We start from the raw sequence: 25,917 nt of genomic DNA, 5'->3' as shown, positions 1-25,917 counted from the left end.
TCCCTATTGGTAGGTCCTGCCGTTGTGCCTCAGCCAGCCGCCCGGGTGGCGGCCGCGTGGGTCGTGGTGGGTCCAGTGGATCACCCCGCCCTTGTCGTTCCATTCGTATTCGCCGGCGAACTCGATCGTGTCGCCTTCGCGCAGGCCCTCGACGCGAGGCGCCAGGTCGATGTTGTGCGCCACCAGCAGGCTCAGGCCGTCGTCGGTACGCATCAGGAAGCGCTGGTGGCGACTGCCCTTGAGGTCGTCGCGCAACACGCGGGTGACCACGGCACGACCCTCGACCTGCAGGTCGCTGCGGCGATCCTCGAAGGCCTGGCGCAACGGCGCGCTGGTGCTGGTTACGCTGGCTGCGGGTGCGCCGGTGAGGCCCTGGAGCAGGCCTGGATGGCGTTGCTGCACGCCATAGAGCGCAAGGCCCAGGAGCAGGGCGATGAAAAGCTTCTTCATGGCGTGGGCCACGTCCGTTCGGCGGGCCGGGTCAGCCCAGGCGGCATGCTGGGGCACGGCCGTCCGGGCTGTCCAGAGGGATCAGTGGGGTTTGCGATCGACCCACTTGGGCGCCACGGTGGGGCGCCAGGCTTCCAGGCGTTCCAGCAGGATGTCCGGGGTGCCGCCGACCTGCAGCATGCCGCGATGCTGGTCGCGTACGAAGCGCTCTTCCACCAGGTGGTCGAGGAATTCGGTGAGCTTGCCGTAGAAGCTGTTCACCTCCAGCAGGCCCAGGGGCTTGCTGTGGTAGCCGAGCTGGCCCCAGGTCCATACCTCGAAGAGTTCCTCCAGGGTGCCCAGGCCGCCGGGCAGGGCGATGAAGGCGTCGGCCAGCTCGGCCATGCGGGCCTTGCGGGCGTGCATGCCGTCCACCACTTCCAGGCGGGTCAGGCCCTTGTGGCCGATCTCGGCCTCCTTGAGGCTCTGCGGGATGATGCCGATCACCTCGCCACCGGCCGCCAGGGCGGCATCGGCCACGGTGCCCATCAGGCCGACCGCGCCACCGCCGTAGACCAGCGTCAGGCCACGCTCGGCCAGGGTGCGACCCAGGTCGCTGGCGGCACGTTGGTAGATCGGATTGGCGCCGGGGCTGGCACCGCAGAATACGCACACGGAGCGCAAGGTCATGGTCGACTCCCGAAAAAAGTCGGCAAGATTAACGGCTCGCGTGGCGTCCCGGAAGCGGCGCGTGGACGCAGCTTCCGAACGGTAGGGGGCGGGTGTGGCGGATCAGTCGTCGCAGTTGCCGCTGGCTCCGGCGGCGTAGGCGGCGAGCAGGCTTTGCAGGACGTTCATGGTGGCGCTCCTCGGTCTGGGATGCGGCCATTCTCCGCGCCGCGCTGGCGAGGCGCCGTTTGATTGTCTCGATGACCGTGATAGCCCCTGCGCAGGGCGCGGGATTCCTGCGGTTTGTTGACGCAGGTTATGGGAACTCCACGCCGACTCAGGCAGTCTCCCCTCTGGGCTGATCCGGCCCTACCTGCCAAGGAGACTCCAATGATTCGCAAGCTCGTCGTTGCATCCGTGCTGGCCCTGGCCAGTGCCCCTCTGCTGGCTGCTGAATGTTCGGTGGACGTGGAAGGCACTGATCAGATGACCTTCAACACGAAGGAAATCAAGGTCAGCAAAAGCTGCAAGACCTTCACCGTGAACCTCAAGCACGTCGGCAAGCTGCCCAAGAACGTGATGGGCCACAACTGGGTCCTGAGCAAGACCGCCGACGCCCAGGCCATCGCCACCGAAGGCATGACCGCCGGTGTCGACAAGGACTACCTCAAGGCCGACGACGCCCGCATCATCGCCCACACCAAGCTGATCGGCGGCGGCGAGACCGCGACCACCACCATCGACGTATCCAAGCTGGCCGCTGGCGAGAGCTACGAGTTCTTCTGCTCCTTCCCCGGCCACGTCTCGATGATGAAGGGCACCCTGGCCCTGGTCGACTGACCCGACAGGCAATGACAAGAGGCCGCTCCGTGAAGCGGCCTTTTTCATGGGCGATGGAAACCGCCCACGCCAGCACGATGATGGTGGCTGGGTAGGGGGATGACGCTTTTTTCATCCACCGGGCGGAGCTTCGCCTCATGTACTCCGCGCCGGCGAGCACATCGGTCCTGGATGGGTGCGCGCAATGACGCTCATGGAGTGGGGGAACTCCATCGCGAATGAATTCGCTCCCACAGGCTGTGTCCGGGGCGACTCCGCTTGGCGGGTAGCCCGTAGGATGGGGCGGGCGGCGTTCCGCGAGCTCCGCGAAACCCATCAACGAGGAGGCCCTGCTAGGTCCCTGCCGTCATCTTGAAGATGCCCTGGGCGTTGCTGCTGTCGAAGGCGAGGTCGATGCGGCCGTCGGCCTCGTCGGCCTTGCGCTGGATGAATTCGACGAAGGAGCCGGGCACCTGGCGCCGCACGGTGGCACCGGCCGCGTCGATGAAATCGCGCTCGACCTGCACCGCGCGGTAGGCGGTCTGCATCACCCGGCCGGAGGCGGAGACTTCGATGCTGGCCTTCATCGGCCGGCCCTTGGCGTTCTGAGCGGCGACCACGCTTTCCAGGTCGGCGACGCGGTCGGTGAGGTGGTTGAACATGTTGCCTTCGGTGGCGATCCAGGCCATCTCGGCGCTTTCCTCGCGCAGCTGCTCGTAGTCGCTTTCCAGGGGCGCGCCGTGCTGGCAGCCGAAGGCGTCGAACAGCGCAGGCAGCAGGTCGAGGGCCTGCTCGCGGCTGCAGTGGCGGGTGCGCCAGAGTTCATCGAGCGTCGCCAGGTGGCGGGGCAGCAGCGGGTCGCGGCTGGTGCCCACCACGCGGCTGACCGCGAGCTGGAAGGTTTCGCTGAAGCGCCCCGGGTGCAGTTCGGAGACGAAGAACTGGGCGATGTCCTCGGGAAGGTCCATCTGCCGGTAGGCGTAGCCCGTCATGTTCAGGCGGGTCAGCGGGTAGGTGCGCACGTCGGTGAAGCCCAGGGGCTCGAGGATGCGCACGAAGGCCTGGCGGCCACGGGGCAGGGCGCCGTTGTCGGGCCAGTCGACGGTGCGGATGGCGCCGTGGTCGAACAGCACCTGGCGGCCGTCGGCCCGTTGTTCCTCGACGTAGGTGCGGCCAATCGGTACCGCCTCCACCAGCTTGTGGAACAGGCACAGGTTGAGCGCCTCGGCCAGCCAGGCGCGGTGGATGCGCAGCTCCGTGAAGGTGAAGCCGTCCAGGGCGCCGGGTACTTCGACGTGGGCGTCGACCCAGCGGGCGGCGGGTTCGCCGATCACATGGGCGACCAGGGGCAGGAGGCGTTCGCGGGCGTTCATCGGCACGGGCTCGGCTGTGGCTGTACGGGCCTGCTATCCAAGCAGCCGCGCGGGCGCGGGGCAAACGAAAAAAACCGGCGGGTTCATTCCGTTTTTTCCTGATGCGACGCCGGCCCCTGGGCGCCGTTCTCCAGCTGTTCCAGCATCCAGCGCACGAAGTCGCGCACCTTGGGCACTTCGGCGGCGTGCTCGGGGTAGGCCAGGTAGTAGGCGTTGCGGCTGGGCATGGCGTGGTTCCAGGGGATCACCAGCTTGCCCTCGGCCAGTTCCTCCTCCACCAGGAAACGCGGCAGCAGGGCCACGCCGCAGCCGGCCTGGGCGGCGCGGATGCACATGTAGGACGTGTCGAAGCGCGGCCCGTGATAGCTGTGCTCGGTGTGCCGGTCCTGGCTCTGGAACCACTCGTGCCAGGCCTCCGGGCGGGTGGCGTTCTGCAGCAGCACCAGGGTGGTGAGCTGGGTGGGGTCGGTGAAGGGCTCGGCGGGCATGCTCGACGGGGCGCAGACCGGCACCACTTCCTCGCTGAACAGGCGGATGCACTCGGCGCCCGGCAGCGCGCCCTGGCCGAAGAACAGCGCCACGTCGGCGCGGCCCTGGAGCAGGGCATCCGGCTCCAGTTCGTTGCGCACGTCCAGGTGCACGTTGGGATGGCGCAGGCGCCAGCCCTTGAGGCGAGGAATCAGCCAGCGCGCGCCGAAGGTCGGCGGCGTGGCCACGCGAAGCACCTCGGTCTCGCCGCCGTAGGACAGCATGTAGTGGGTGGACATCTCCACCTGGGTGAGGATCTTGCGCACCTCGGAGAGGTACAGCGAGCCCGCCGGGGTCAGCTGCAGGCGTCGGCGCACACGGCGGAACAGCAGGTGCTGGAGCATCTCCTCCAGCTGCGCCACCTGCTTGCTCACCGCGCTCTGGGTCAGGGCCAGCTCCTCGGATGCGCGGGTGAAGCTGAGGTGGCGTGCCACGGCTTCGAAGCACTGCAGGGCGGTGAGGGACGGCATGTGGCGTTTGAGCATGGCGGGTCCGGGCGGGTTCATGAGCAAAAGGAATGATATGTGGAGCAAAGGTCGTTTGTTGGCAAGCCCCCGGTGCGGCTAATACTGGCGCCGATCTTTTTCGAAGCGCTTTCCAGGAGTTCCAATGGTTGCTGCATTGCTAGACCGCCTAGGCGTCGACCCGAAGCTCTACCAGCAGGGCGAGCACGTCGTGCACACCCCCATCGACGGCAGCCGCATCGCCCGCGTGCAACTGGAAGGCCGCGCGGAGGTCGAGCGCAAGATCGCCCTCGCCGCCGAGGCCTTCCAGGCCTGGCGCAAGGTGCCGGCGCCGCGCCGGGGCGAGCTGGTGCGCCAGTTCGGCGAGCTGCTGCGCCAGCACAAGGCCGAGCTTGGCGAGCTGGTGTCCTGGGAGGCCGGCAAGATCACCCAGGAAGGCCTGGGCGAAGTGCAGGAGATGATCGACATCTGCGATTTCGCCGTCGGCCTGTCGCGCCAGCTCTACGGCCTGACCATCGCCTCCGAGCGCCCCGGGCACCACATGCGCGAGGCCTGGCAGCCCCTGGGCGTGGTCGGCATCATCAGCGCCTTCAACTTCCCGGTGGCGGTCTGGTCGTGGAACGCCGCCCTGGCGCTGGTCTGCGGCAACCCGGTGGTGTGGAAGCCCTCGGAAAAGACCCCGCTCACCGCCCTGGCCTGCCAGGCCCTGTTCGAGCGCGTGGCGAAGCATTTCGACGGCGCCCCCGCGCACCTCAGCCAGGTGCTGATCGGCGACCGCGAGGCCGGCGAGGCGCTGGTGGACGACCCCCGCGTCGCCCTGGTCAGCGCTACCGGCAGCACCCGCATGGGCCGTGAAGTGGCACCGCGCGTGGCGGCCCGCTTCGCCCGCAGCATCCTGGAGCTGGGCGGCAACAACGCCATGATCCTGGCCCCCAGCGCCGACCTCGACCTGGCGGTTCGCGCCATCCTCTTCAGCGCCGTCGGCACCGCCGGCCAGCGCTGCACCACCCTGCGCCGGCTGATCGCCCACGAGTCGGTGCGCGAGGAAATCGTCCAGCGCCTGCAGGCCGCCTACGCCAAGGTGCGCATCGGCCATCCGCTGCAGGGCAACCTGATCGGCCCGCTGATCGACAAGGCCGGCTTCGACGCCATGCAGCGCGCGCTCGAACAGGCCCGCGCCGAGGGGGGCGTGGTGTTCGGCGGTGAGCGCCAGCTGGCCGGCGAATTCCCGGACGCTTACTACGTGTCGCCGGCCATCGTGCAGATGCCCGGGCAGAGCGCGGTGGTGCGTCACGAGACCTTCGCGCCGATCCTCTACGTGGTCGGCTATCGCGATTTCGACGAGGCATTGCGCCTCAACAACGAGGTGCCCCAGGGGCTGTCGTCCTGCCTGTTCACCACCGATGTGCGCGAGGCCGAGCTGTTCACCTCGGCGGTGGGCAGCGACTGCGGCATTGCCAACGTCAATATCGGCCCGAGCGGCGCGGAGATCGGCGGCGCCTTCGGCGGCGAGAAGGAGACCGGTGGCGGGCGCGAGTCCGGCTCGGACGCCTGGAAGGCCTACATGCGCCGGCAGACCAACACGGTGAACTATTCCCACGAACTGCCGCTGGCCCAGGGCATCACCTTCGACTGACCGGGCCATCGCCCTAAGGAATGCCGTCCATGCCCCTGCGCCAGGAATGCCTCTGGGAGTATCTGACGCCGGCGCTGCCGAAGGCCGAGACGCTGAACGGCGAGGTCCGTGCCGATGTCTGCGTCATCGGTGGCGGCATCACCGGGCTCAACGCGGCCATCCGCCTGCTGGAGCAGGGCAGGCGGGTCTGCGTGCTGGAGGCCCACGAGGTTGGGCACGGCGGCTCGGGGCGCAATGTCGGCCTGGTCAACGCCGGGCTGTGGATTCCGCCGGACGAGATCGAGGCCGGCCTCGGCGAGCCGGTCGGCGCCCAGCTCAACCGCACCCTGGGTGGCGCGCCGGCCCAGGTGTTCGCGGTGATCGAGAAGTACGGCATCGACTGCCAGCTGCGCCGTGACGGCACCCTGCACATGGCCCACAACGCCCGTGGCCAGGCCGACTTGGCCAGCCGCTGCGAGCAGTGGCAGCGCCGCGGTGCGCCGGTGGAGCTGCTCACCGGGCAGGCCTGCCGCGAGGCCACCGGCACCGACCGCATCGCCGCCGCGTTGCTCGACCGCCGCGCCGGCACCCTCAACCCGATGGCCTACACCCGGGGCCTGGCCCAGGCGGTGCGCTACCTGGGCGGCTCGCTGTTCCAGCACAGCGCCGTCGCCCGCCTGGAACGCCAGGGGGATGCCTGGTGCGTGCTCACCGAAAACGGCAGCGTGATCGCCCCGCAGGTGGTGATCGCCTCCAACGCCTACACCGAAGGCGAGTGGACCGAGCTGCGCCGCAACTTCTTCCCCGGCTACTACTACCAGGTCGCCTCCCAGCCCCTGCCGGGCGAGGCGGCGGCGCGCATCCTGCCCGGCGGGCAGGGCTCCTGGGACACGCGCCAGGTGCTCAGCAGCATCCGCCGCGACGCCGATGGCCGGCTGCTGCTGGGCAGCCTGGGCAACGGCGCGCGCAAGCCGCTGTGGTTCCTCAAGGCCTGGGCCGATCGCATCCAGGGCCACTACTTCCCCTACCTGGGCAAGGTGCAGTGGGAATTCAGCTGGACCGGCTGCATCGCCTTCACCCCGGACCACCTGATGCGCCTGTTCGAACCGGCGCCGGGGCTGGTGGCCGTCACCGGTTACAACGGCCGGGGCGTGACCACCGGCACCGTGGTGGGCCGGGCCTTCGCCGACTTCCTCATCAGCGGTTCGGCCGAATCGCTGCCCATGCCCTTCCAGAGCATGCGCGGTGTGGGCGCACCTGCGCTGCGCAGCGGGCTCTACGAGCTGGGCTTCTCCCTGTACCACGCGGGCCAGTGCCTGCGCGTGGTCATCTGAGGGTGGTTTTGTTCAAGCTGCATCGACGCGGAGCGGCTGCCTCGGCCGCCATGCACTAGCCTGTATTGGTGCGTCAGCGCGCTTGCCGCGCACCAGTGGTGTGCACTTCGGTGACAGTGACGGTTACGGCAGGTTGCGCTTTTCGCGCCGTGGGTTGCTATTCCCTTGAGATGGCCATTCGGCGATTGGTTGCAAAGGGTTGCACCTATTGGATCGGCAGGGTTGCACGTGTGCGCCGTCCCGCATTCCAGGCCGGGTGCGCGGGTGACCCCGGGTTTTTTCCTACAACAAAAAACGAGTGGCACGACGCTTGCTCAAGGAACTTCCCGTTAGTTCGAGTATCGCGCCATCACATAACCCCTCAGGAGCAAAACTCCCATGCCTCACAAGACTTTCAAGAAAGGTATTTTGGCTGTTGCGGTTACCAGTGTTCTGAGCTTGACCAACCTTGCTTTCGCTGACGTGGTTATAGGTGTTGCCGGGCCTCATACCGGCGCCAACGCTTCCTTCGGCGAGCAGTACTGGCGTGGCGCGAGCCAGGCCGCCGAGGACATCAACGCCGCCGGTGGCGTCAACGGCGAGAAGATCAAGCTGGTCAAGGCGGACGACGCCTGCGAGCCCAAGCAGGCCGTGGCCGTGGCCAACCGCCTGGTCGACCAGGACAAGGCCATCGGCGTGGTCGGCCACTTCTGCTCGTCCTCCACCATCCCGGCGTCCGAGATCTACGACGAGGCCGGCATCATCGCCATCACCCCCGGCTCCACCAACCCGCAGGTGACCGAGCGCGGCCTGACCGGCATGTTCCGCATGTGCGGCCGCGACGACCAGCAGGGCATCGTCGCCGGCGACTACATCGTCGACGTGCTCAAGGCCAAGAAGGTCGCGATCATCCACGACAAGGACACCTACGGGCAGGGCCTGGCCGACGCCACCAAGGCGCAGCTGGCCAAGCGCGGTGTGAAGGAAGTGCTGTACGAGGGCCTGACCCGTGGCGAGAAGGACTTCAACGCCCTGGTCACCAAGATCCGCGCCACCGGTGCCGAGGTCGTCTATTTCGGTGGCCTGCACCCCGAGGCCGGCCCGCTGGTCCGGCAGATGCGCGAGCAGGGCCTGACCGCCAAGTTCCTCTCCGGCGACGGCATCGTCACCGACGAACTGGTCACCACCGCCGGCGGCCCGCAATACACCAAGGGCGTGCTCATGACCTTCGGCGCCGACCCGCGCAAGATCGCCGACGGCAAGGCCGTGATCGAGAAGTTCCGCGCCGGCGGCTTCGAGCCGGAGGGCTACACCCTCTACGCCTATGCCTCCCTGCAGGCCCTGGCCGCCGCGTTCAATGGCGCCGGTGCCAACGAAGGCGCCAAGGCCAGCGAATGGCTGAAGGCGCACCCGGTGCAGACCGTGATGGGCAAGAAGGAGTGGGACGGCAAGGGCGACCTGAAAGTGTCCGACTACGTGATCTACGAGTGGGATGACCAAGGCAAGTACCACCAGCAGTAAGCGCGGGACCGGCTGCGCGTCGGCCGGACCGCGTTGGAAAGGGCCCCTCGGCCCTTTCCGGCCCGTCCGCCTGTCACTCGCGCAGTCCCGGCCCTTCATTTGCTGTACTGGCTCGGCCGGCCGGCCAGGTGCCACACGCGCCTGGTCAGCCGGTGTATTCCGGGTGGCTGCTGAAACCTCTTCCTGCTTGTGCCGCGCAGGCGACTGCCGACGTAAACCAGAGATCCAGTGATTCAGTGGTGCCCGTCTGATTCCACTCGCGGAGGCCGGCCGAACCCCAGGCCGGTCCCCCAGAAGACGAGACTGAGTGATGGACGGTATTTTCCTGCAACAGCTGATCAACGGGCTGACCCTCGGGTCCGTCTACGGGCTCATCGCCATCGGCTACACCATGGTTTACGGCATCATCGGCATGATCAACTTCGCTCACGGCGAGGTGTACATGATCTCCGCCTACCTCTCTGCCATCACCCTCGCGCTGCTGGCGTTCTTCGGCCTCGAGTCCTTCCCGCTGCTGATCCTCGGCACCCTGCTGTTCACCATCGCGGTGACGGGCGTGTACGGCTTCGTGATCGAGCGCATCGCCTACCGGCCGCTGCGCAACTCCACGCGCCTGGCGCCCCTGATCTCCGCCATCGGCATGTCGCTGATCCTGCAGAACTACGTGCAGCTGTCCCAGGGCGCCCGCCAGCAGGGCGTGCCCACGCTGCTCGACGGCGCGCTGAAGTTCCACGTCGGCGAGGGCTTCGTCCAGCTCACCTACACCAAGGTGTTCATCCTGGTGGCCGCCTTCATCGGCATGGGCGTGCTGACCTACGTGATCCAGTGCACCAAGCTCGGGCGCATGTGCCGCGCCACCCAGCAGGATCGCAAGATGGCCTCGATCCTCGGCATCAACACCGACCGGGTGATCTCCTACGTGTTCGTCATCGGCGCCGCCATGGCCGCGCTGGCCGGCGTGCTGATCACCATGAACTACGGCACCTTCGACTTCTATGCCGGCTTCATCATCGGCATCAAGGCCTTCACCGCGGCGGTACTCGGCGGCATCGGCTCGCTGCCCGGCGCGATGCTCGGCGGGATCATCCTCGGCGTCGCCGAGGCGCAGTTCTCGGGCATGGTCAACACCGACTACAAGGACGTCTTCAGCTTCTCCCTGCTGGTGCTGATCCTGATCTTCCGTCCCCAAGGCCTGCTTGGCCGCCCGCATGTCGCCAAGGTGTAAGCATGTCCTCTGCCATTTCTGGAAAACCCATCGATATCAAGAAGAGCCTCGTCGACACGGTGCTCGCCGGGCTGCTGGCGCTCATCGTCTTCGGCCCCATCGTCGGCGTGGTGCTCGACGGCTACAGCTTCAACCTGGAGTTCGGCCGCGTCGGCTGGATGATCGGCATCGTCATGCTCGGGCGCTTCCTGCTCAGCCTGTACCTGCAGAGCGCCCGTGGCTCCGTGCTGCTGGAGCGCTTCGAAAGCAGCGGCTCGGGCGTGCACGTGCGTGCGCCGGACTTCAAGAGCAGCCTGCGCTGGGTGCTGCCGCTGATCCTGGTGGCGGCGGTGATCTTCCCCTTCTTCGCCAGCAAGTACCTGCTCACCGTGGTCATCCTCGGGCTGATCTACGTGCTGCTGGGCCTGGGCCTGAACATCGTGGTCGGCCTCGCCGGCCTGCTCGACCTCGGCTACGTGGCCTTCTACGCCATCGGCGCCTACGGCCTCGCGCTCGGCTACCAGCACCTGGGGCTGGGCTTCTGGTCGGTGCTGCCGCTGTCGGCCCTGGCCGCGGCGCTGGCGGGCGGGTTGCTGGGCTTCCCGGTGCTGCGCATGCATGGCGACTACCTGGCCATCGTCACCCTGGGCTTCGGCGAGATCATCCGCCTGGTGCTCAACAACTGGCTGAGCTTCACCGGCGGCCCCAACGGCATGCCGGTGCCGTCGCCGACCTTCTTCGGCCTGGAGTTCGGCCGTCGCGCCAAGGACGGGGGCGTGCCGTTCCACGAGTTCTTCGGCATCGCCTACAACCCCAACCTGAAGTTCCTGTTCATCTACGTGGTGCTGTTCCTGGTGGTGATGCTGGTGCTCTACATCAAGCACCGCCTGACCCGCATGCCCGTCGGCCGCGCCTGGGAAGCGCTGCGCGAGGACGAGATCGCCTGCCGTTCCCTGGGCCTCAACCACGTGCTGGTGAAACTCTCCGCCTTCACCCTGGGCGCCTCAACCGCCGGCCTCGCCGGGGTGTTCTTCGCCAGCTACCAGGGCTTCGTCAACCCGTCCTCCTTCACCTTCTTCGAGTCGGCGCTGATCCTCGCCATCGTGGTGCTGGGCGGCATGGGGTCGACGGTGGGCGTGGTCATCGCCGCCTTCGTCCTCACCGTCGCCCCGGAACTGCTGCGCAGCTTCGCCGACTACCGCGTGCTGCTGTTCGGCATCCTCATGGTGCTGATGATGATCTGGCGGCCGCGCGGGCTGATCCGTATCAGCCGCAGCGGCTTCACCCCGCGTAAAGGAGTAGCGCCATGAGCGACGACAACATCCTCAGCGTCGAACGCCTGATGATGCACTTCGGCGGCATCAAGGCGCTCAACGACGTCAGCCTGGAGATCAAGCGCCACTCGATCTCCGCGCTGATCGGCCCCAACGGCGCCGGCAAGACCACCGTGTTCAACTGCCTCACCGGCTTCTACAAGGCCACCGGCGGCAGCATCCGCCTCAACGCCCGGGGCACCTGCACCGACGTGATCAAGGTGCTGGGCGAGCCCTTCCAGGCCACCGACTTCGTAAACCCGGCGCAGTTCGGCAGCCGCCTCTGGTTCAAGATGTTCGGCGGCACCCACCTGGTGAACCGCGCCGGGCTGGCGCGCACCTTCCAGAACATCCGCCTGTTCCGGGAGATGTCGGTGGTGGAGAACCTGCTGGTGGCCCAGCACATGTGGGTCAACCGCAGCCTGCTGGCCGGCATCCTCAACACCCCCGGCTTCCGCCGCGCCGAGGAGGACGCGCTGAACCACGCCTTCTACTGGCTGGAGGTGGTGGACCTGGTGGACTGCGCCAACCGCCTGGCCGGTGAACTCTCCTACGGCCAGCAGCGCCGCCTGGAGATCGCCCGCGCCATGTGCACGCGGCCGCAACTGATCTGCCTGGACGAACCCGCCGCCGGCCTCAACCCGGCGGAAACCGAGGCGCTCAGCCGGATCATCCGCAAGCTGCGCGACGAACACGAACTGACCGTACTGCTGATCGAGCACGACATGGGCATGGTGATGAGCATTTCCGACCACATCGTGGTGCTGGACCACGGCGTGGTGATCGCCCAGGGCGGCCCCGAGGCAATCCGCAACGACCCGAAGGTGATCGCCGCCTACCTGGGCGCCGACGAGGAGGAAGTGGCATGACGGCCCCCTCCTGGCATTCAAGGACGTCGACGTCTTCTATGGCCCCATCCAGGCGCTGAAGAAGGTCAGCCTGCACATCAACGAGGGCGAGACGGTGAGCCTCATCGGCTCCAACGGCGCGGGCAAGTCCACGCTGCTGATGTCGATCTTCGGCCAGCCCCGCGCCAGCGCCGGGGAGATCCTCTACGGCGGTGTGGATATCTCGCGCAAGTCCCCGCACTACGTGGCGTCCAACGGCATCGCGCAGTCGCCGGAAGGGCGCCGGGTGTTCCCCGACATGAGCGTGGAGGAGAACCTGCTGATGGGCACCATCCCCATCGGCGCCCAGCATGCGGACGAGGACATGCAGCGCATGTTCGACCTCTTCCCGCGGCTCAAGGAGCGGCGCAACCAGCGCGCCATGACCATGTCCGGCGGCGAGCAGCAGATGCTCGCCATCGCCCGCGCGCTGATGAGCCGTCCCCGCCTGCTGCTGCTCGACGAACCCTCGCTCGGGCTCGCGCCCATCGTGGTCAAGCAGATCTTCCAGACCCTGCGCGAACTGGCGAAGAGCGGCATGACCATCTTCCTGGTGGAGCAGAACGCCAACCACGCCCTGCGCCTCTCCGACCGCGCCTACGTGATGGTCACCGGGGAAATCCGCATGAGCGGCACGGGCGAGGAGCTGCTCGGCAACCAGGACGTGCGCAACGCGTATCTGGGGGGGCATTAAAAGCAGCTGGAAGTTTGAAGCCGGAAGCTGGAAGCAGGGGCGGTTCGCTTCCAGCTTCGAGCTTCTGGCTTCCAGCCCATTCGGAGAGTGCTATGTCCCACCTGCGTTTCTTCACCAACCCCGATGTCGCTGCTGCGCTCGGCTACCCCGCCCTGATCGAAGCGCTGCGGGTCGGGCTCGCCGAGCCCTGTGCGGCGCCTGTGCGGGGCTGTCATGAGCTGCCCGGTGGCGCGTCCCTGCTGACCATGCCGGTGTGGCAGGCGGGGCAGGGCATCGGCGTCAAGCTGGTGACCGTATTCCCCGGCAACGGTGCGCGCGGGCTGCCGTCGGTGGCGGCGCTGTTCACCCTGTTCGACGACGACACCGGCCGTCCGCTGGCCATGCTCGAGGCTTCGGAGCTCACCGCACGGCGCACCGCCTGCACCTCCGCCCTGGCAGCCGACCACCTGGTGCGTGAAGACGCCGAGCGCCTGCTGGTGGTGGGCAACGGCACCCTCGCCGCGCACATGGTCCGTGCCCATTGCCAGGTACGCCGCTACGGGCGTGTGGATATCTGGGGGCGTGACGCAGAGAAGTCCGCCCGGCTGGCCGCTGCGCTGGCCGGGGAGGGCTATCCGGCACAGGCCGGCATCGACTTGCAGGGCCTGGTGCAGCAGGCCGATTGCATCAGTTGCGTCACCACCTCGCGTTCGCCGCTGGTGCTGGGCGACTGGCTGCGCCCCGGCAGCCACCTGGACCTGGTGGGCGCCTTCCTGCCGAGCATGCGCGAGACCGACTCCGCCGCCGTGGCCCGAGCCCGCATCGTCGTCGACACCCGCGAGGGTGCCCTGGAGGAGGCCGGCGACCTGCTGTTCGCCATCGCCGATGGCCTGCTCGACGAGGCCGCGGTCCGCACCGAATTGCGCGACCTCCTGCAAGGCCGTGGCCATCGACGGAACGCCGAGGAGATCACCCTGTTCAAGTCGGTCGGCTACGCCCTGGAAGACCTGGTGGCAGCGCGCCTGTTGCTGGCTCGCGCCACCTGAGCGGGACTGGATGCAGGGTGGAGGACGCTCTTTTCATCCACCGAACGGAGTTCGATTCCACCACCGACCTCACACCTGTGCACGCCGCGTAGGAGCGAGCTCTGCTCGCGAAGCTACTCGGCAGCGCTGCTTGGGCGAATGAATTCGCCCCTACAGGTGCGTTAGCGCCCTCCATCGGGCCGCCCACAAAATCTGTGGAGCGAACTGTGGAAAAGGTGTGGGCAGGTGGCTGTCGGGCCGGACCGGCGGTCGTCCGGGTGGTCTGGTCGAGATTCGTACAGTCATGCTTTTTTCAAGCGGAACAGTTACTTGCCAATGCCCCTTGAAGTGCCCTCGCAGTTATCCCCGCAAGCTGTGGATAACTCTGTGGGCAAGCTCTGGAGCCCTGGCCAGGCGCCAGTATCGCCAGGGGCTGGCACGGGCTGGTCGAAAATCAGCCATTCCCATCCGGCGCGCTGGCCTGCAAGCGGCGCAGCTGCTGGGTTTGAGAAAAACAGGAAAAGTCCGCGCAGGCGTCCATGCCATGCCCGGGCTTGCCCCCGATAACTGTGGATCAAGCTGTTATCGAGCTGTGGATAAGCTGGGTATGGATGGCCCGGATGCAGGCCTGGCAAGGGCTCTGCCGAACGGTGCGGCACGCGTCCGGCAACCGGCGCCCGGGCTAGGAGAGAGAGGCAGGTTTCTGGCACTGTGGACGCCTTCCTGCCCAACCGGCCGGGCGACGCCTGAAGGGCGTGCCGCCGCCATCGATTCGAGGAGATTCCCATGACGTCCACCCTGTTCATCACCGGTGCCACTTCCGGCTTCGGCGAGGCCTGCGCCCGGCGTTTCGCCGAGGCGGGCTGGTCGCTGGTGATCACCGGCCGCCGCGAGGAGCGCCTGAAGGCGCTGGCCGAGGAGCTTGGCGAGAAGGTCGAGGTGCTGCCGCTGGTGGTCGACGTGCGTGACCGCGCGGCGATGGAGGCGGCCATCGGTGGCCTGCCGGAGCGCTTCGGCACCTTGCGTGGCCTGATCAACAACGCCGGCCTGGCCCTGGGCACCGACCCGGCGCCCAAGTGCAGCCTGGATGACTGGGACACCATGGTCGACACCAACATCAAGGGCCTGCTCTACACCACGCGCCTGCTGCTGCCGAAGCTGATCGCCCACGGGCGCGGCGCCGGCATCGTCAACCTGGGCTCGATCGCCGGCAGCTACCCCTATCCCGGCAGCCACGTGTATGGCGGCACCAAGGCCTTCGTCCGGCAGTTCTCGCTGAACCTGCGCAACGACCTGGTCGGCACCGGCGTGCGCGTCACCGACATCGAGCCGGGGCTGTGCGAGAGCGAGTTCTCCCTGGTGCGCTTCGGTGGCGACCAGGCCAAGTACGACGCGACCTACGCCGGCGCCGAGCCGATCCAGCCGCAGGACATCGCCGAGACCATCTTCTGGGTGCTGAACCAGCCGGCGCACATCAACATCAACACCCTGGAGCTGATGCCCGTGAGCCAGACCTGGGCCGGCTTCGCTATTGATCGTTCAGCGAAGTGATGCGGGTGGATCGCCCCAGCAGTTGCAGGGCGCGATCCGGGTAGTCGGTGATCAGGCCGTGCGCGCCCATGTCCAGCAGGTGGCGCATGGCCGGTTGCTCGTTGATGGTCCACATCTGCACGTTGAGGCCGCGGTCGATGGCGGTGGCCAGCAGGCTCGGCGTGGCCACCTCCAGGCCGCTGCTGCGCTCGGGGATCTGCAGCGCCTGGTAGGAGGGTGACAGCAGGCGGCCGAGGCCCAGCCAGTTCAGCGCCACCAGCAGTTTCACCGAGCCCGGGCTGGCCGATGTGGCCACGTCCGGGCACTGGTCGCGGAAGCGTTTCAGGCTGCGCTCGTAGAAGCTGCCGACTATGACCTTGTCGCGCTGCTTCGCCTCCGTCAGCGCCTCGCAGAGGCGATCCTCCAGGCCCACGTCGGGCACCTTGATCTCGATGACCTTGGCCTGCTCCGGGAAGGCCTGCAGCACCGCGTCCAGGGTCGGGATGCGGATGCCCTGGCCGCGATACGGGTGGTTCTCGTCGCCGTCGGCGGTCCAGTGGTAGCCGGCATCCAGCGCCTGGGCGCGTTCCAGGGTCAGCCCGGCGATGGGGCCGCTGCCGTCGGTGGTGCGGTCCACGTCGGCGTCATGCAGGACGACCACCTTGCCGTCGGCGGTCAGGCGAATGTCCATCTCCAGCATGTCCACGCCCAGGGCACTGGCGCGCTCGAAGGCGAACAGCGTGTTTTCTGGCCACAGCCCGCGCCCGCCCCGGTGGGCGATCACCAGCGGCTTGTCGCCCAGCGCCTGGATCACCGCCGGTGGCGACGCCGGTTTGCTGGTGAGGACGAGGACCACCAGGGCGATGGCGACCAGCAGCAGGGGAACGAGCAGGAAACGGGCGAAGCGCATGGCGATATTCCGAGGAAGAGGGACGGGCGTGCCGAATCAGACGCGAGGACTATGACAAAAGCGTGACGCCAAGGCGATGCCCGCCGCTGCGCTTTCGTGCGGGTGGAGTCTTCGAGGGGGGGCGACCGGCCAGGGGAGGATGGGGGAGCCCCTGGCCGGCCGGTGCAACGCAGGGATTCAGCCCGCCAGCAGCCAGGCGCCGGCCACGGCGGAGGCGCCGCCGGCGATGCGTACCAGCGGGGCGGCGGCTTGCGGCAGCGCGCGCACCAGGCCGTAGCCGGCGGCGTGCAGGGCGGCGGTAGCGGCGACGAAGCCGGCGGCGTAGCCCCAGGGGCTGGAGAGCTGGGGCAGCTCCAGGCCGTGGGCGACACCGTGGGCCAGGGCGAACAGGGCGGTCAGGCCGACGGCGACGGACACCGGCGGGCGCACGGCCACGGCCACCAGCAGGCCGAGGGCGAGCACCGAGGCGGCGATGCCGGTTTCCATGAAGGGCAGTTCCAGGCCCTCGAAGCCCAGCAGGCCGCCGAGCAGCATGGTGCCGACGAAGGTCAGCGGCAGTGCCCAGCGCGCGGCGCCCTGCTGCTGCGCGGCCCAGAGGCCGACGGCGAGCATCGCCAGCAGGTGGTCGAGGCCGGTGATGGGGTGGGCGATGCCGGCCGCGAGGCCCGAGGCGTCATGCCCGGGGTGGGCGAAGGCCAGTGCCGGGGTGAGGAACAGGGCGAGGGCGTAGAGGGCTTTGCGAAGGGTCATGTGAAGCTCCTTGTGAGTCGGTTCAGGCAGCGCCGAGCAGGCCCTGCTTCTCGATGAAGGCGATGATCTCGTCGAGACCCTGGCCGACCTTCTGATTGCTGAAGACGAAGGGCTTGTCGCCGCGCATCTTGCGGGCGTCGCGGTCCATCACCTCGAGGGAGGCGCCGACCATGGGCGCCAGGTCGACCTTGTTGATCACCAGCAGGTCGGACTTGCAGATGCCCGGGCCGCCCTTGCGCGGCAGCTTGTCGCCGGCGGAGACGTCGATCACGTAGAGGGTCAGGTCCGAGAGCTCGGGGCTGAAGGTGGCGGAGAGGTTGTCGCCACCGGACTCGACGATGATCAGCTCAAGCCCGGGGAAGCGGCGGTTGAGCTGGTCGACGGCCTCGAGGTTGATCGAGGCGTCCTCGCGGATCGCCGTGTGCGGGCAGCCACCGGTCTCCACGCCGATGATGCGCTCGGGGTCGAGGGCCTCGTTGCGCACCAGGAACTGGGCGTCCTCCTGGGTGTAGATGTCGTTGGTCACCACGGCGAGGTTGTAGCGGTCGCGCAGGGCGCGGCAGAGGGCCAGGGTGAGGGCGGTCTTGCCGGAACCGACGGGGCCGCCGATACCGACGCGCAGGGGTTGGCTGTGCATGTTGCTCTCCTAGGAACGGAACAGACGGCTGTACTGGCGCTCGTGCGCCATGCTCGCCAGGGCCAGGCCGAAGGCGGCGCTGCCCCACTGGTTTTCGGGAAGCGCGCTGGCCGTGTCCTGCGCTTTCTGCAGGGCCGGCAACAACGCGGAGGTCAGGCGCTGGGCGGCTTGCTGGCCCAGCGGCAGGGTCTTCATCAGTACCGCCAGCTGATTCTCCAGCCAGCCCCAGAGCCAGGCGGCGAGGGCGTCCTGCGGGGTGATGCGCCAGGTGCGCGCGGCCAGGGCCCAGGCGCAGCCGAGCACGGGCTCGTGCAGGGCGTCGAGGGCGCTGCGGGCCGGGGCATCCAGCTCCGGCAGGCCTTCGAGCAATTGCTGCAGGGAGTAGCCCATCTGCCGGTTCTCCAGCTGCAGTTCGCGGGTTTCACGGCTGGCGCGCTGGCACTCGCCGAGGTGGCTGAAGCGGGCCCAGTCCGCGTCGGCGGCGGCCTCGCACAGGGCCAGCAGCAGGGGCGCCTCGAAGCGCGCGAGGTTGAGCAGCAACTGGTCGGTGATCCAGCGTTCGGCGCTCTGCGGGTCGTCCACCAGGCCCTGGTCCACCGCCAGCTCCAGGGCTTGCGAGTAGCTGTAGCCGCCGATGGGCAGCTGGGGGCTGGCGAGGCGCAGCAGCTGCCAGGCCGGGTTCACGTGCGCACTCCGAACTGGTGCAGGCGCGGCGCGTAGTTGAAGTCGGCGTCGCCGTGGTGGGAGTGGTGGTGGCCGCCGCCGTAGGCGCCGTGCTCGGGCTGGAAGCCGGCCTCGATGCGCTCGACCCGCGCGCCGAGCTGTTCGAGCATCGCCAGCAGCACGTAGTCGTCCAGGAGGCGCAGCCAGCCGTCGCCGATCTGCAGGGCGACGTGGCGGTTGCCCAGGTGGTAGGCGGCGCGGGTCAGTTCGAAGGCGTTGGCGCAGGTGACGTGGAGCAGCGCCTCGGGGCGGGCGCTGACGCGGACCACGCGGCCGTCCTGGGCCAGCAGGCAATCGCCGTCGCGCAACGGCGGCTGGCCGCGTTCGAGGAACAGGCCGACGTCTTCGCCGGCCACGCTGAAGCAGCGCAGGCGGCTCTTGCTGCGCGCTTCATAGGTGAGCAGCAGTTCGGCGTCCCAGCTCGCGCGGGGTTCGGTTCTTTCCTGGATGACCAGCATGGGAGGTCCCGGCAGTGTGCAATGCCGGTGCTAGAGCAAGGTGCTTGCCAAGAGGGCTGAACCCTTGTGTTGCGGGGCGCAGGGAGCGGTCTGCCAGTTCCCGGGGCGCCAGGGTGCTTCGTCGTGGTGCGTGGCGGGCCGTTTTGGTGCGCACTGTCGGGTCGGTCAGCTTCTGGCGCTGCCGAGGCCCTGCCAGTGCTTGCCGCCGATCATGATGAAGCGCAGTTGCTGGATCATCTTGGCCGCCGGCGTGAGGTGCGGGGCCAGGCCCTTGGCGGGAGGATCGATGAGCTCGGGCAGGGTGGCGAACACCGTCTTGACCACCAGGTCGGAGACCACGTCCAGCGCCGGGTCGTCCAGGTGCGGCATGCGGTTGATCAGCTTGAGGTCGGCGGCGAGGTCGTCGGTGATGCGCTCGCGCAGTGCGGCGATGGCCTGCCGTACCGGTTGCGAGCCGCCGTACTGCTCGCGGGCGAGGAAGAGGAACTGGCCGCGATTGGCCTTCACCGCGTCGAGGAAGATACGCACCGAGGCGTCGATGATCCCGCCCATCTCGAACTCGTTGTGGCGAACCATGCGGATGGTGTCGCGGAAGGTCTCGCCCACCTCGCTGACCAGGGCCAGGCCGAGCTGGTCCATGTCGGCGAAGTGGCGGTAGAAGCCGGTGGGCACGATGCCGGCGGTGCGGGCGACTTCGCGCAGGCTCAGGCTGCCGAACCCGCGGCCGCTGTCCATAAGCAGGCGCGCTGCATCCATCAGGGCCTGACGGGTCTGCTGTTTCTGTTCCGAGCGTGGGGTCATGGAGCCGGTTCGCGGGGGTGTGGATTCGCCGCACTCTAGCAAATGCCCCCTGCCGGTGCGAACCGCATTCAGTGAACGGTTGTTGACTGAAAGTGGGGTGCTCGTGCAGGCTAGTGAACAAGTGTTCACTGGTGTTGCCGATGCCCCTCATTCCCCTGTCCCTCGCCCGCCACCTGGCGCCCGGCCTCAAGCCCCTGCGGGCGCTCGCCGAGCGCGCCTGGCTGCGTGAAGCCGAAGTCGATTTCTTCCTTTCCCGCGTGCACCCGCTGCTGCGTCTCAACCGGGTCTTCGCCCGCCTGGAGGCGCGCCATTGGGTCGCGGACGACATGCTCGCGCTGACTTTTCGCGTCAACGGCAACGCCCGGCTCTGGCGCCCGGGTCAGCATGTGCAACTGCACCAGACGGTCAATGGCGTACGGCTGGGACGCAGCTACAGCCTGACCGCGGTGCATGCCGACGGCCGCGTGGAGCTGGCGATCAAGCGCCAGCCGGGCGGGCGCCTGTCCAACCGCCTGCTGGACTTCCTCGAGGTCGGCACGCGGGTCGAGATGGGCCAGGCGGAGGGCGAGCTGCGCTGGCCGCAGGGGGCCGATGGCGTGCTGTTGCTGGCGGCCGGCAGCGGGCTCACACCGCTGCTGGGCTTGCTGCGCGAGGCCCTGGCGCAAGGCTTCGCGGCGCCGGTGACGCTGCTGCACTACGTGCGCCGACGCGGCCAGCGGGCGTTCGCCGAGGAGCTCCAGGCCCTGGCGCGTCGTCATCCGAATTTCAGCGTGCGCTGGGCGATCAGCGGCGAGCCGCCGGCGGCCGACGAGTTGGCCGGGCGATTCCTGCCGGACCACGTGCAGCACATCGACGCCAGCGACCTGCTGGCCTGCGGGCCCCATGGCTTCATCTCCCGGGTGCGCCAGTGGTGGCAGGCCGAGCCCCGGCGGGGCGCTCTGCAACTGGAAGCCTTCAGCGCGCCCGCGGTGAACCCGGATGAACCCGCGCGCCAGGTGCGCCTGGGCTTCGCCCGCTCGCGCAGCGAGATGCAGGGCGACAGCCGCTACAACCTGCTGGAACAGGCCGAAGCCCATGGCTTGCGCCCTGCCCACGGTTGTCGCCAGGGCGTCTGCACCAGCTGCACCTGCAAGCTGGTCAGCGGCACGGTGCGCGACGTGCGAACCGGCGCGCTGTCCGCCGAACCGGGCCAGCCCATCCGCCTGTGCGTCAGTGCGCCCATGGGCGACCTGGTGCTCGACCTCTGAACCGGCGTCATGCCGGCAACGCCTCGATGAGCGAGAACGACATGCGTATCGACCGAGAACTGGGCCCCGAGGAACTGCGGGCCTTCGCCGCCGAGCTGGACGCCCTGCGCCAGCGCACCCTGGACGACCTGGGCGAGGCGGACGCCCGCTACATCCGCCGCATCCGTGCCGTGACCCGGTTCTGCTGCTGGGCCGGCCGGCTCCTGCTGCTGCTCGGCTGGTTCCCGCCCACCTGGCTCCTGGGCAGCGCCTTGCTGGGGCTGGGCAAGATCCTCGAGAACATGGAGCTGGGCCACAACGTGATGCACGGCCAGTACGACTGGATGAACGACCCGGAATTCTCCGGGCAGCGCTATGAGTGGGACATCGTCGGCCCCGCCGACTTCTGGCGACACACGCACAACCATGTCCACCACACCTACACCAACGTGCTCGGCCGTGATGACGATGTCGGCTACGGGCTGGTGCGGCTGTTCCCCGAGCAGCGCTGGAAGCCCTTCTACCGCTGGCAGCCGCTGTGGGTGACCTTGCAGGCGCTGCTGTTCCAGTTCTCGGTGGCGGTGCAGCACCTGCGCCTGGACCAGTACTTCAAGGGCCGGATGAGCCGCGAGGAGCTGCGCCCGCGCCTGCGCCAGTTCAACGCCAAGGTGCTGCGCCAGCTGGTCAAGGACTACCTGTTCTTCCCCCTCGCCGCGCTGGCCCTGGGTGCCAATGCCTGGGCGGTGGTGGCGGGCAATGCGCTGGCCAACCTGATCCGCAACCTGTGGACCTTCACCGTGATCTTCTGCGGCCACTTCACCGAGAAGGCCGTGGTCTTCCCGCCCGAAGTGCTGGAGGGCGAAACCCGGGGCCAGTGGTACCTGCGCCAGCTGCGCGGTTCCAGCAATCTCGCCGGGGGCCCGCTGCTGCACATCCTCACCGGCAACCTCAGCCACCAGATCGAGCATCACCTGTTCCCCGACCTGCCGGCCCGTCGCTACGCCGCCTTGGCGGTGGAGGTGAAGGAGATCGCCCTGCGCTATGGCCAGGTCTACAACTGCGGCAGGCTTTCCGTGCAGTTCGCCACCGTGCTCAAGCGCATCTGGATCTACCGTTCGCCACCGCCCGCCGTGCCTGCCTGAGCCCTGAAATGCGAAAGCCCGGCATGTGCCGGGCTTTCATTCCGTGGAGGGCCGCCGTATGGGCGGTGCGTCTGTTCTCGCCTCAGTGAGCGAACCCACTTCAGACGGCGCGGAAGCCAGGAGTACGGTCGGCGCCATCTTCGGCAACGCGGAAGCCAGGAGTACGGTCGGCGCCATCTTCGGCGACGCGGAAGCCAGGAGTGCGGTCGGCGCCGTCTTCGGCAACGCGGAAGCCAGGAGTGCGGTCAGCGCCGTCTTCGGCAACGCGGAAGCCAGGGGTGCGGTCGGCACCGTCTTCGGCAACGCGGAAGCCAGGAGTGCGCTCGGCGCCACCTTCGGCAACGCGGTTCAGGGTGCGTTCGGCACCGCCTTCAGCGATGCGCAGGCCGGGGGTGCGATCGGAGCCGTTTTCGGCAACCGGCTCGACGACCTGGATGAAACCGCTGTTGTCGCGGGACTCGCCCAGAACCGGTTGCGGCTCGGAGGGCAGGGCAAAGGCGGTGGCGGAAAGGCTGGTCAGGAACAGGGCGGCAATGGCATGGGCTTTCATGATCTGTGGCTCCTCGTGGGGGGCTGGTAAGTGACTACGGAGCCAATGTTACGGAGCCCCCGGAAAGGCCAGAAGTGAAGGCGGCCAATAGTAAGCATCGATCTCTTTAATGGTTGCTTTAATCATTGAAAATCAATGGCTTGTCTGATTTTTAAAGCCTTGTCTGCAGGGCTGAGGAGGGCTTGGCATGCCCCCTGTCGATGGGTGTGATGAGCGGCTGCCGGAGTGATCGCGCAGGCGTCAGGGCATGGCGTGCTGCCTGGGCGGCATGGCGTGGCGGGCAATAAAAAGCCCGGCCGGTGCCGGGCTTTGACTACTGGGTGAAGCCGGTGTGGATTCAGACCACACCGTGGGCTTGCAGCAAACGGTCGGAACCACCTTCGGCTACGCGGAAGCCCGAGGTGCGATCGGCACCACCTTCGGCTACACGGAAGCCCGTGGTGCGGTCGGCACCGCCTTCGGCGACACGGACGCCCGGAGTACGGTCGGCACCGCTTTCAGCGACACGGAAGCCCGGGGTGCGGTCGGCACCGCCTTCGGCAACGCGGAAGCCGGGAGTACGATCGGCACCGCCTTCGGCGACACGGAAACCGGGGGTGCGGTCGGCACCGCTTTCAGCGACACGGAAACCGGGGGTGCGGTCGGCACCGCTTTCAGCGACACGGAAGCCCGGAGTGCGGTCGGCACCGCCTTCGGCGACGCGGTTCAGGGTGCGCTCGGCTCCGCCTTCGGCGACACGGTCGATGACCATGTAGGCACCTTCGCCCTCGGCGACCAGCGGATAGGAAACGGCGGATTGGACGACCGGGATGGCGAACAGGCCGGTGAGGAACAGGGTGGCGATGGCTTGGGTTTTCATGTCGGTATCTCCTGGGGGTGTGGGGGGTAGCAAGTGGCTACGGGGCCCATGTTACGGACGGCCAGGCGATTAAAAAGTGATCACTCGCGATAGTCGGCATCGATGCCGATGATGATTGGAAAACCTGTTTTGGATCAGGTGCTTACCTACCCATCCACGCCTTTCTGCCGGTGTCGCGGGCGGTATAGGCTGCGCGCGGTGATGATCTTTGCGCTGCATTTGCCGGAGTCATCCGTCCCGTTTGCCAGTCGATAGAACAAGATGCCTCGTGTGCAGCCCCTGGTGGTCATGGGGCAAGGCACCGCTAGAGTTAGGAGAAGTGCATGACGCGCGGACGCAGAATCCTCGCCTGGACCACTGCCAGCCTGGTGCTGCTGTTGGCCGCCCTGGTGGTGTTCGTCGCCACGTTCGACTGGAACCGCATCAAGCCGAAGCTCAATGCCCGGGTCTCGGAAACCCTGGGTCGCCCCTTCGCCATCAAGGGCGATCTCAGCGTGCGCTGGCAGCGCGAGCCCTCGGAACCCGGCCTGCGTGCCTGGGTGCCCTGGCCCCATGTGACGGCCGAGGACCTGACCCTGGGCAATCCCGAGTGGGCCGGGAAGCATCCGTTCGTCACCCTCAGGCGCGTGGAGGCGAGCCTGTCGCCGCTGCCGCTGCTGTGGAAGACCGTGGCCATCCCGCGCATCGACCTCACCGAGCCCCGCGCCGATCTCGAGCGCCGCGCCGACGGCCGCGACAACTGGACTTTCGACAAGCTCGCCAGCTCCCCGGAGCAGGCTGACGAGGAGCCTTCCGCCTGGACCTTGGACATCGGCGCCATCGGCTTCGACAAGGGCCAGGTGAAGGTCGACGACCAGCCCTCGCAGACGCGCCTGGAGCTGCTGGTGGACCCGCTGGGCAAGCCGATCCCGTTCAGCGACATCGTCGGCGAGAAGGCCGCCGGCAAGGTGGCGGAGCAGGGCGATGCGCCCCAGGATTACGCCTTCGGCTGGACGGCCAAGGGCAGCTATAAGGGCCAGGCGCTGCACGGCAGCGGCAAGATTGGCGGGCTGCTGGCCCTGAAGGACGCGCGCAAGCCGTTTCCCCTGCAGGCCGACCTGCGCATCGGCGCCACGCGCATCGCCCTGGCCGGCACCCTCACCGACCCGACCCACCTGGGCGCCCTGGACCTGCGGCTGAAGCTGGCCGGCAACAGCCTGGGCAACCTCTACCCCTTGACCGGTGTCACCCTGCCCGACACGCCGGCCTATTCCACCGACGGCCGCCTGGTGGCGCAGCTGCAGGACCCGGCGGGCCCGCAGTTCCATTACGAAGGCTTCAACGGCGCCATCGGCGAAAGCGATATCCAGGGTGACCTGCACTACGTCGCCCACGCGCCCCGGCCCAAGCTGTCCGGCGCGCTGACCTCCAACCAGCTGCGTTTCGCCGACCTCGCGCCGCTGATCGGCGCCGACTCCAACGCCGAGAAGAAGGCGCGCGGCGTGGCTGGCAAGCAGCCGGCGGACAAGGTGCTGCCGGTGGAGGCGTTCCGCACCGAGCGCTGGCGGCAGATGGATGCCGACGTGCGCTTCACCGGCAAGCGCATCGTCCACAGCGACAAGCTGCCCTTCAACGACCTCGACACCCACGTGGTACTCGATGACGGCGAGCTGAGCCTGGAGCCCCTGCGCTTCGGCATGGCCGGCGGCACCCTGGACTCCACCATCCACCTGGACGGCGGCAGCGTGCCCCTGCAGGGCCGCGCCCGCCTCAGCGCGCGGCATTTCAAGCTCAAGCAGCTGTTTCCCACCTTCGAGCCGATGCGCACCAGCTTCGGCGAGCTGAACGGCGACGCCGACCTGGCCGGCACCGGCAACTCGGTGGCGGCTCTGCTGGGCACGGCCAACGGCGACCTCAAGCTGCTGGTCAACGACGGCGCGGTGAGCCGCGGATTGATGGAGATCGCCGGGCTCAACGTCGGCAACTACCTGGTCGGCAAGCTGTTCGGCGACGACGAGGTGAAGATCAACTGCGCCGCTGCCGACCTCAAGCTGGCCAAGGGCCTGGTGACGCCACGGGTGTTCATCTTCGATACCGAGAACGCGCTGATCCAGGTCGACGGTTCGGCCAACCTGGCCAGCGAGCGCCTGGACCTGACCGTCACCCCGGAGTCCAAGGGCGTGCGCATCTTCTCCCTGCGTTCGCCGCTCTACGTGCGCGGCACCTTCAAGAAGCCGGACGCCGGGGTCAAGGCGGTGCCGCTGATCGCCCGGGGTGCCGGCATGGTGGTGCTCGGCGCCGTGGTAGCACCCGCCGCCGGGCTGCTGGCGCTGGTGGCCCCCAGCGGTGGCGGGGACGTCACCAACACCTGCGCGCCGCTGCTGGAAAAGATGCGCAAGGCCAACTGAGGTCCAGGAGCTTTCGGCTTGCGCGTGTCGGCGCCGAGTGCAGCGAGGCCCAGCGGGATGACGTTCGGCGTCGCGGTGTTGGGTTTCGTACCTCTACCCAACCTACGGGTG

The 25,917-nt window shown here is 68.0% G+C and carries 25 protein-coding genes; 13 read left to right on the top strand and 12 right to left on the bottom strand.

The features are described 5' to 3' along the window. Positions 1–3: 3 nt before the first annotated feature. Both PHLH3_RS27110 and PHLH3_RS27105 read right to left on the bottom strand, forming a co-directional pair. On the bottom strand, positions 4–450 hold the full coding sequence (locus PHLH3_RS27110; protein ID WP_213626541.1) for a DUF3465 domain-containing protein: 447 nt from the start codon (positions 448–450) through the stop codon (positions 4–6). A gap of 81 nt (positions 451–531) precedes the next feature. Beyond that, positions 532–1,119, bottom strand: a complete 588-nt coding sequence (locus tag PHLH3_RS27105; RefSeq protein ID WP_111263809.1) for a TIGR00730 family Rossman fold protein — start codon at positions 1,117–1,119, stop codon at positions 532–534. Between the two features lie 369 nt (positions 1,120–1,488). Here PHLH3_RS27105 and azu point away from each other — a divergent pair, with 369 nt between their 5' ends. Next, complete coding sequence (gene azu, locus PHLH3_RS27100; protein WP_111263808.1) at positions 1,489–1,938, top strand: azurin; 450 nt, start codon at positions 1,489–1,491, stop codon at positions 1,936–1,938. A gap of 332 nt (positions 1,939–2,270) precedes the next feature. On the opposite strand, the gene PHLH3_RS27095 is transcribed toward azu, so the two are convergent. Both PHLH3_RS27095 and PHLH3_RS27090 read right to left on the bottom strand, forming a co-directional pair. After that, positions 2,271–3,290 (bottom strand): DUF1338 domain-containing protein, encoded by a 1,020-nt coding sequence (locus PHLH3_RS27095; RefSeq protein WP_213626539.1) that lies wholly within the window; start codon positions 3,288–3,290, stop codon positions 2,271–2,273. 83 nt (positions 3,291–3,373) lie between these two features. After that, positions 3,374–4,303 carry a LysR family transcriptional regulator gene (locus PHLH3_RS27090; RefSeq protein WP_173171426.1) on the bottom strand — a complete coding sequence of 310 codons (930 nt, stop codon included), beginning with the start codon at positions 4,301–4,303 and terminating at the stop codon, positions 3,374–3,376. A 124-nt stretch (positions 4,304–4,427) separates the two neighbouring features. On the opposite strand from PHLH3_RS27090, the gene PHLH3_RS27085 reads away from it, so the two are divergent. From PHLH3_RS27085 to PHLH3_RS27045, 9 genes are all read left to right on the top strand, one after another. Next, complete coding sequence (locus PHLH3_RS27085; protein ID WP_213626537.1) at positions 4,428–5,918, top strand: aldehyde dehydrogenase family protein; 1,491 nt, start codon at positions 4,428–4,430, stop codon at positions 5,916–5,918. A 29-nt stretch (positions 5,919–5,947) separates the two neighbouring features. Next, entirely contained in the window at positions 5,948–7,231 is a 1,284-nt protein-coding gene (locus PHLH3_RS27080; protein ID WP_213626535.1) for an FAD-binding oxidoreductase, read from the top strand. Between the two features lie 378 nt (positions 7,232–7,609). Continuing rightward, positions 7,610–8,731: a branched-chain amino acid ABC transporter substrate-binding protein gene (locus tag PHLH3_RS27075; RefSeq protein ID WP_173171432.1), complete on the top strand. Its 1,122-nt coding sequence runs from the start codon at positions 7,610–7,612 to the stop codon at positions 8,729–8,731. A gap of 310 nt (positions 8,732–9,041) precedes the next feature. Then, positions 9,042–9,956, top strand: coding sequence for a branched-chain amino acid ABC transporter permease LivH (locus PHLH3_RS27070; RefSeq protein WP_111263822.1), 915 nt, complete (start codon positions 9,042–9,044; stop codon positions 9,954–9,956). 2 nt (positions 9,957–9,958) lie between these two features. Continuing rightward, positions 9,959–11,245 (top strand): high-affinity branched-chain amino acid ABC transporter permease LivM, encoded by a 1,287-nt coding sequence (gene livM, locus PHLH3_RS27065; protein WP_213626533.1) that lies wholly within the window; start codon positions 9,959–9,961, stop codon positions 11,243–11,245. Next, complete coding sequence (locus PHLH3_RS27060; protein WP_213626531.1) at positions 11,242–12,117, top strand: ATP-binding cassette domain-containing protein; 876 nt, start codon at positions 11,242–11,244, stop codon at positions 12,115–12,117. The genes livM and PHLH3_RS27060 overlap by 4 nt, the downstream gene beginning before the upstream one ends. 10 nt (positions 12,118–12,127) lie before the next feature. Then, the gene (locus tag PHLH3_RS27055) at positions 12,128–12,829 is read left to right on the top strand and encodes an ABC transporter ATP-binding protein (RefSeq protein WP_213630700.1); all 702 of its coding nucleotides are present in this window, start codon (positions 12,128–12,130) and stop codon (positions 12,827–12,829) included. 92 nt (positions 12,830–12,921) lie between these two features. Further along, on the top strand, positions 12,922–13,854 hold the full coding sequence (locus tag PHLH3_RS27050) for an ornithine cyclodeaminase family protein (RefSeq protein ID WP_213626529.1): 933 nt from the start codon (positions 12,922–12,924) through the stop codon (positions 13,852–13,854). 765 nt (positions 13,855–14,619) lie between these two features. Further along, positions 14,620–15,384 (top strand): SDR family oxidoreductase, encoded by a 765-nt coding sequence (locus tag PHLH3_RS27045; RefSeq protein ID WP_213626527.1) that lies wholly within the window; start codon positions 14,620–14,622, stop codon positions 15,382–15,384. Here PHLH3_RS27045 and PHLH3_RS27040 read toward each other — a convergent pair. The 6 genes from PHLH3_RS27040 to PHLH3_RS27015 form a co-directional block, all read right to left on the bottom strand. Further along, positions 15,362–16,273: a glycerophosphodiester phosphodiesterase gene (locus PHLH3_RS27040; RefSeq protein WP_173171443.1), complete on the bottom strand. Its 912-nt coding sequence runs from the start codon at positions 16,271–16,273 to the stop codon at positions 15,362–15,364. The two genes, PHLH3_RS27045 and PHLH3_RS27040, sit on opposite strands and share 23 nt — an antisense overlap. 177 nt (positions 16,274–16,450) lie before the next feature. After that, entirely contained in the window at positions 16,451–17,023 is a 573-nt protein-coding gene (locus PHLH3_RS27035) for a HupE/UreJ family protein (protein WP_213626525.1), read from the bottom strand. Positions 17,024–17,045: 22 nt separating this feature from the next. Then, positions 17,046–17,660 carry an urease accessory protein UreG gene (gene ureG / locus PHLH3_RS27030; protein WP_021222421.1) on the bottom strand — a complete coding sequence of 205 codons (615 nt, stop codon included), beginning with the start codon at positions 17,658–17,660 and terminating at the stop codon, positions 17,046–17,048. Between the two features lie 9 nt (positions 17,661–17,669). Further along, a complete protein-coding gene (locus tag PHLH3_RS27025) occupies positions 17,670–18,344 on the bottom strand; it encodes an urease accessory UreF family protein (protein WP_213626523.1) in 675 nt (224 codons plus the stop codon). Continuing rightward, positions 18,341–18,841: an urease accessory protein UreE gene (gene ureE / locus PHLH3_RS27020; protein ID WP_173171449.1), complete on the bottom strand. Its 501-nt coding sequence runs from the start codon at positions 18,839–18,841 to the stop codon at positions 18,341–18,343. Before ureE ends, PHLH3_RS27025 begins: the two co-directional genes overlap by 4 nt. Before the next feature lie 165 nt (positions 18,842–19,006). Continuing rightward, on the bottom strand, positions 19,007–19,642 hold the full coding sequence (locus PHLH3_RS27015) for a TetR family transcriptional regulator (protein WP_213626521.1): 636 nt from the start codon (positions 19,640–19,642) through the stop codon (positions 19,007–19,009). Between the two features lie 140 nt (positions 19,643–19,782). Between PHLH3_RS27015 and PHLH3_RS27010 the strand changes: the two genes are divergently transcribed. Both PHLH3_RS27010 and PHLH3_RS27005 read left to right on the top strand, forming a co-directional pair. Beyond that, complete coding sequence (locus tag PHLH3_RS27010; protein WP_213626519.1) at positions 19,783–20,889, top strand: ferredoxin reductase; 1,107 nt, start codon at positions 19,783–19,785, stop codon at positions 20,887–20,889. A gap of 41 nt (positions 20,890–20,930) precedes the next feature. Beyond that, a complete protein-coding gene (locus tag PHLH3_RS27005) occupies positions 20,931–22,010 on the top strand; it encodes a fatty acid desaturase (RefSeq protein ID WP_213626517.1) in 1,080 nt (359 codons plus the stop codon). Positions 22,011–22,110: 100 nt separating this feature from the next. Here PHLH3_RS27005 and PHLH3_RS27000 read toward each other — a convergent pair whose 3' ends face one another. Both PHLH3_RS27000 and PHLH3_RS26995 read right to left on the bottom strand, forming a co-directional pair. Next, positions 22,111–22,560 carry a phage infection protein gene (locus tag PHLH3_RS27000; protein ID WP_213626515.1) on the bottom strand — a complete coding sequence of 150 codons (450 nt, stop codon included), beginning with the start codon at positions 22,558–22,560 and terminating at the stop codon, positions 22,111–22,113. A gap of 337 nt (positions 22,561–22,897) precedes the next feature. Beyond that, complete coding sequence (locus PHLH3_RS26995; protein WP_213626513.1) at positions 22,898–23,419, bottom strand: hypothetical protein; 522 nt, start codon at positions 23,417–23,419, stop codon at positions 22,898–22,900. A gap of 323 nt (positions 23,420–23,742) precedes the next feature. On the opposite strand from PHLH3_RS26995, the gene PHLH3_RS26990 reads away from it, so the two are divergent. Beyond that, positions 23,743–25,806, top strand: a complete 2,064-nt coding sequence (locus PHLH3_RS26990; RefSeq protein WP_213626511.1) for an AsmA family protein — start codon at positions 23,743–23,745, stop codon at positions 25,804–25,806. The last annotated feature ends 111 nt before the right edge of the window (positions 25,807–25,917 follow it).

The organism is Pseudomonas sp. Pc102, assembly GCF_018408275.1.
In the GTDB taxonomy this organism is placed as follows: Bacteria; Pseudomonadota; Gammaproteobacteria; order Pseudomonadales; family Pseudomonadaceae; genus Metapseudomonas; species Metapseudomonas tohonis.
Note: the sequence above shows the minus strand (reverse complement) of the source record. Positions and strands in the feature narration are given on the sequence as shown.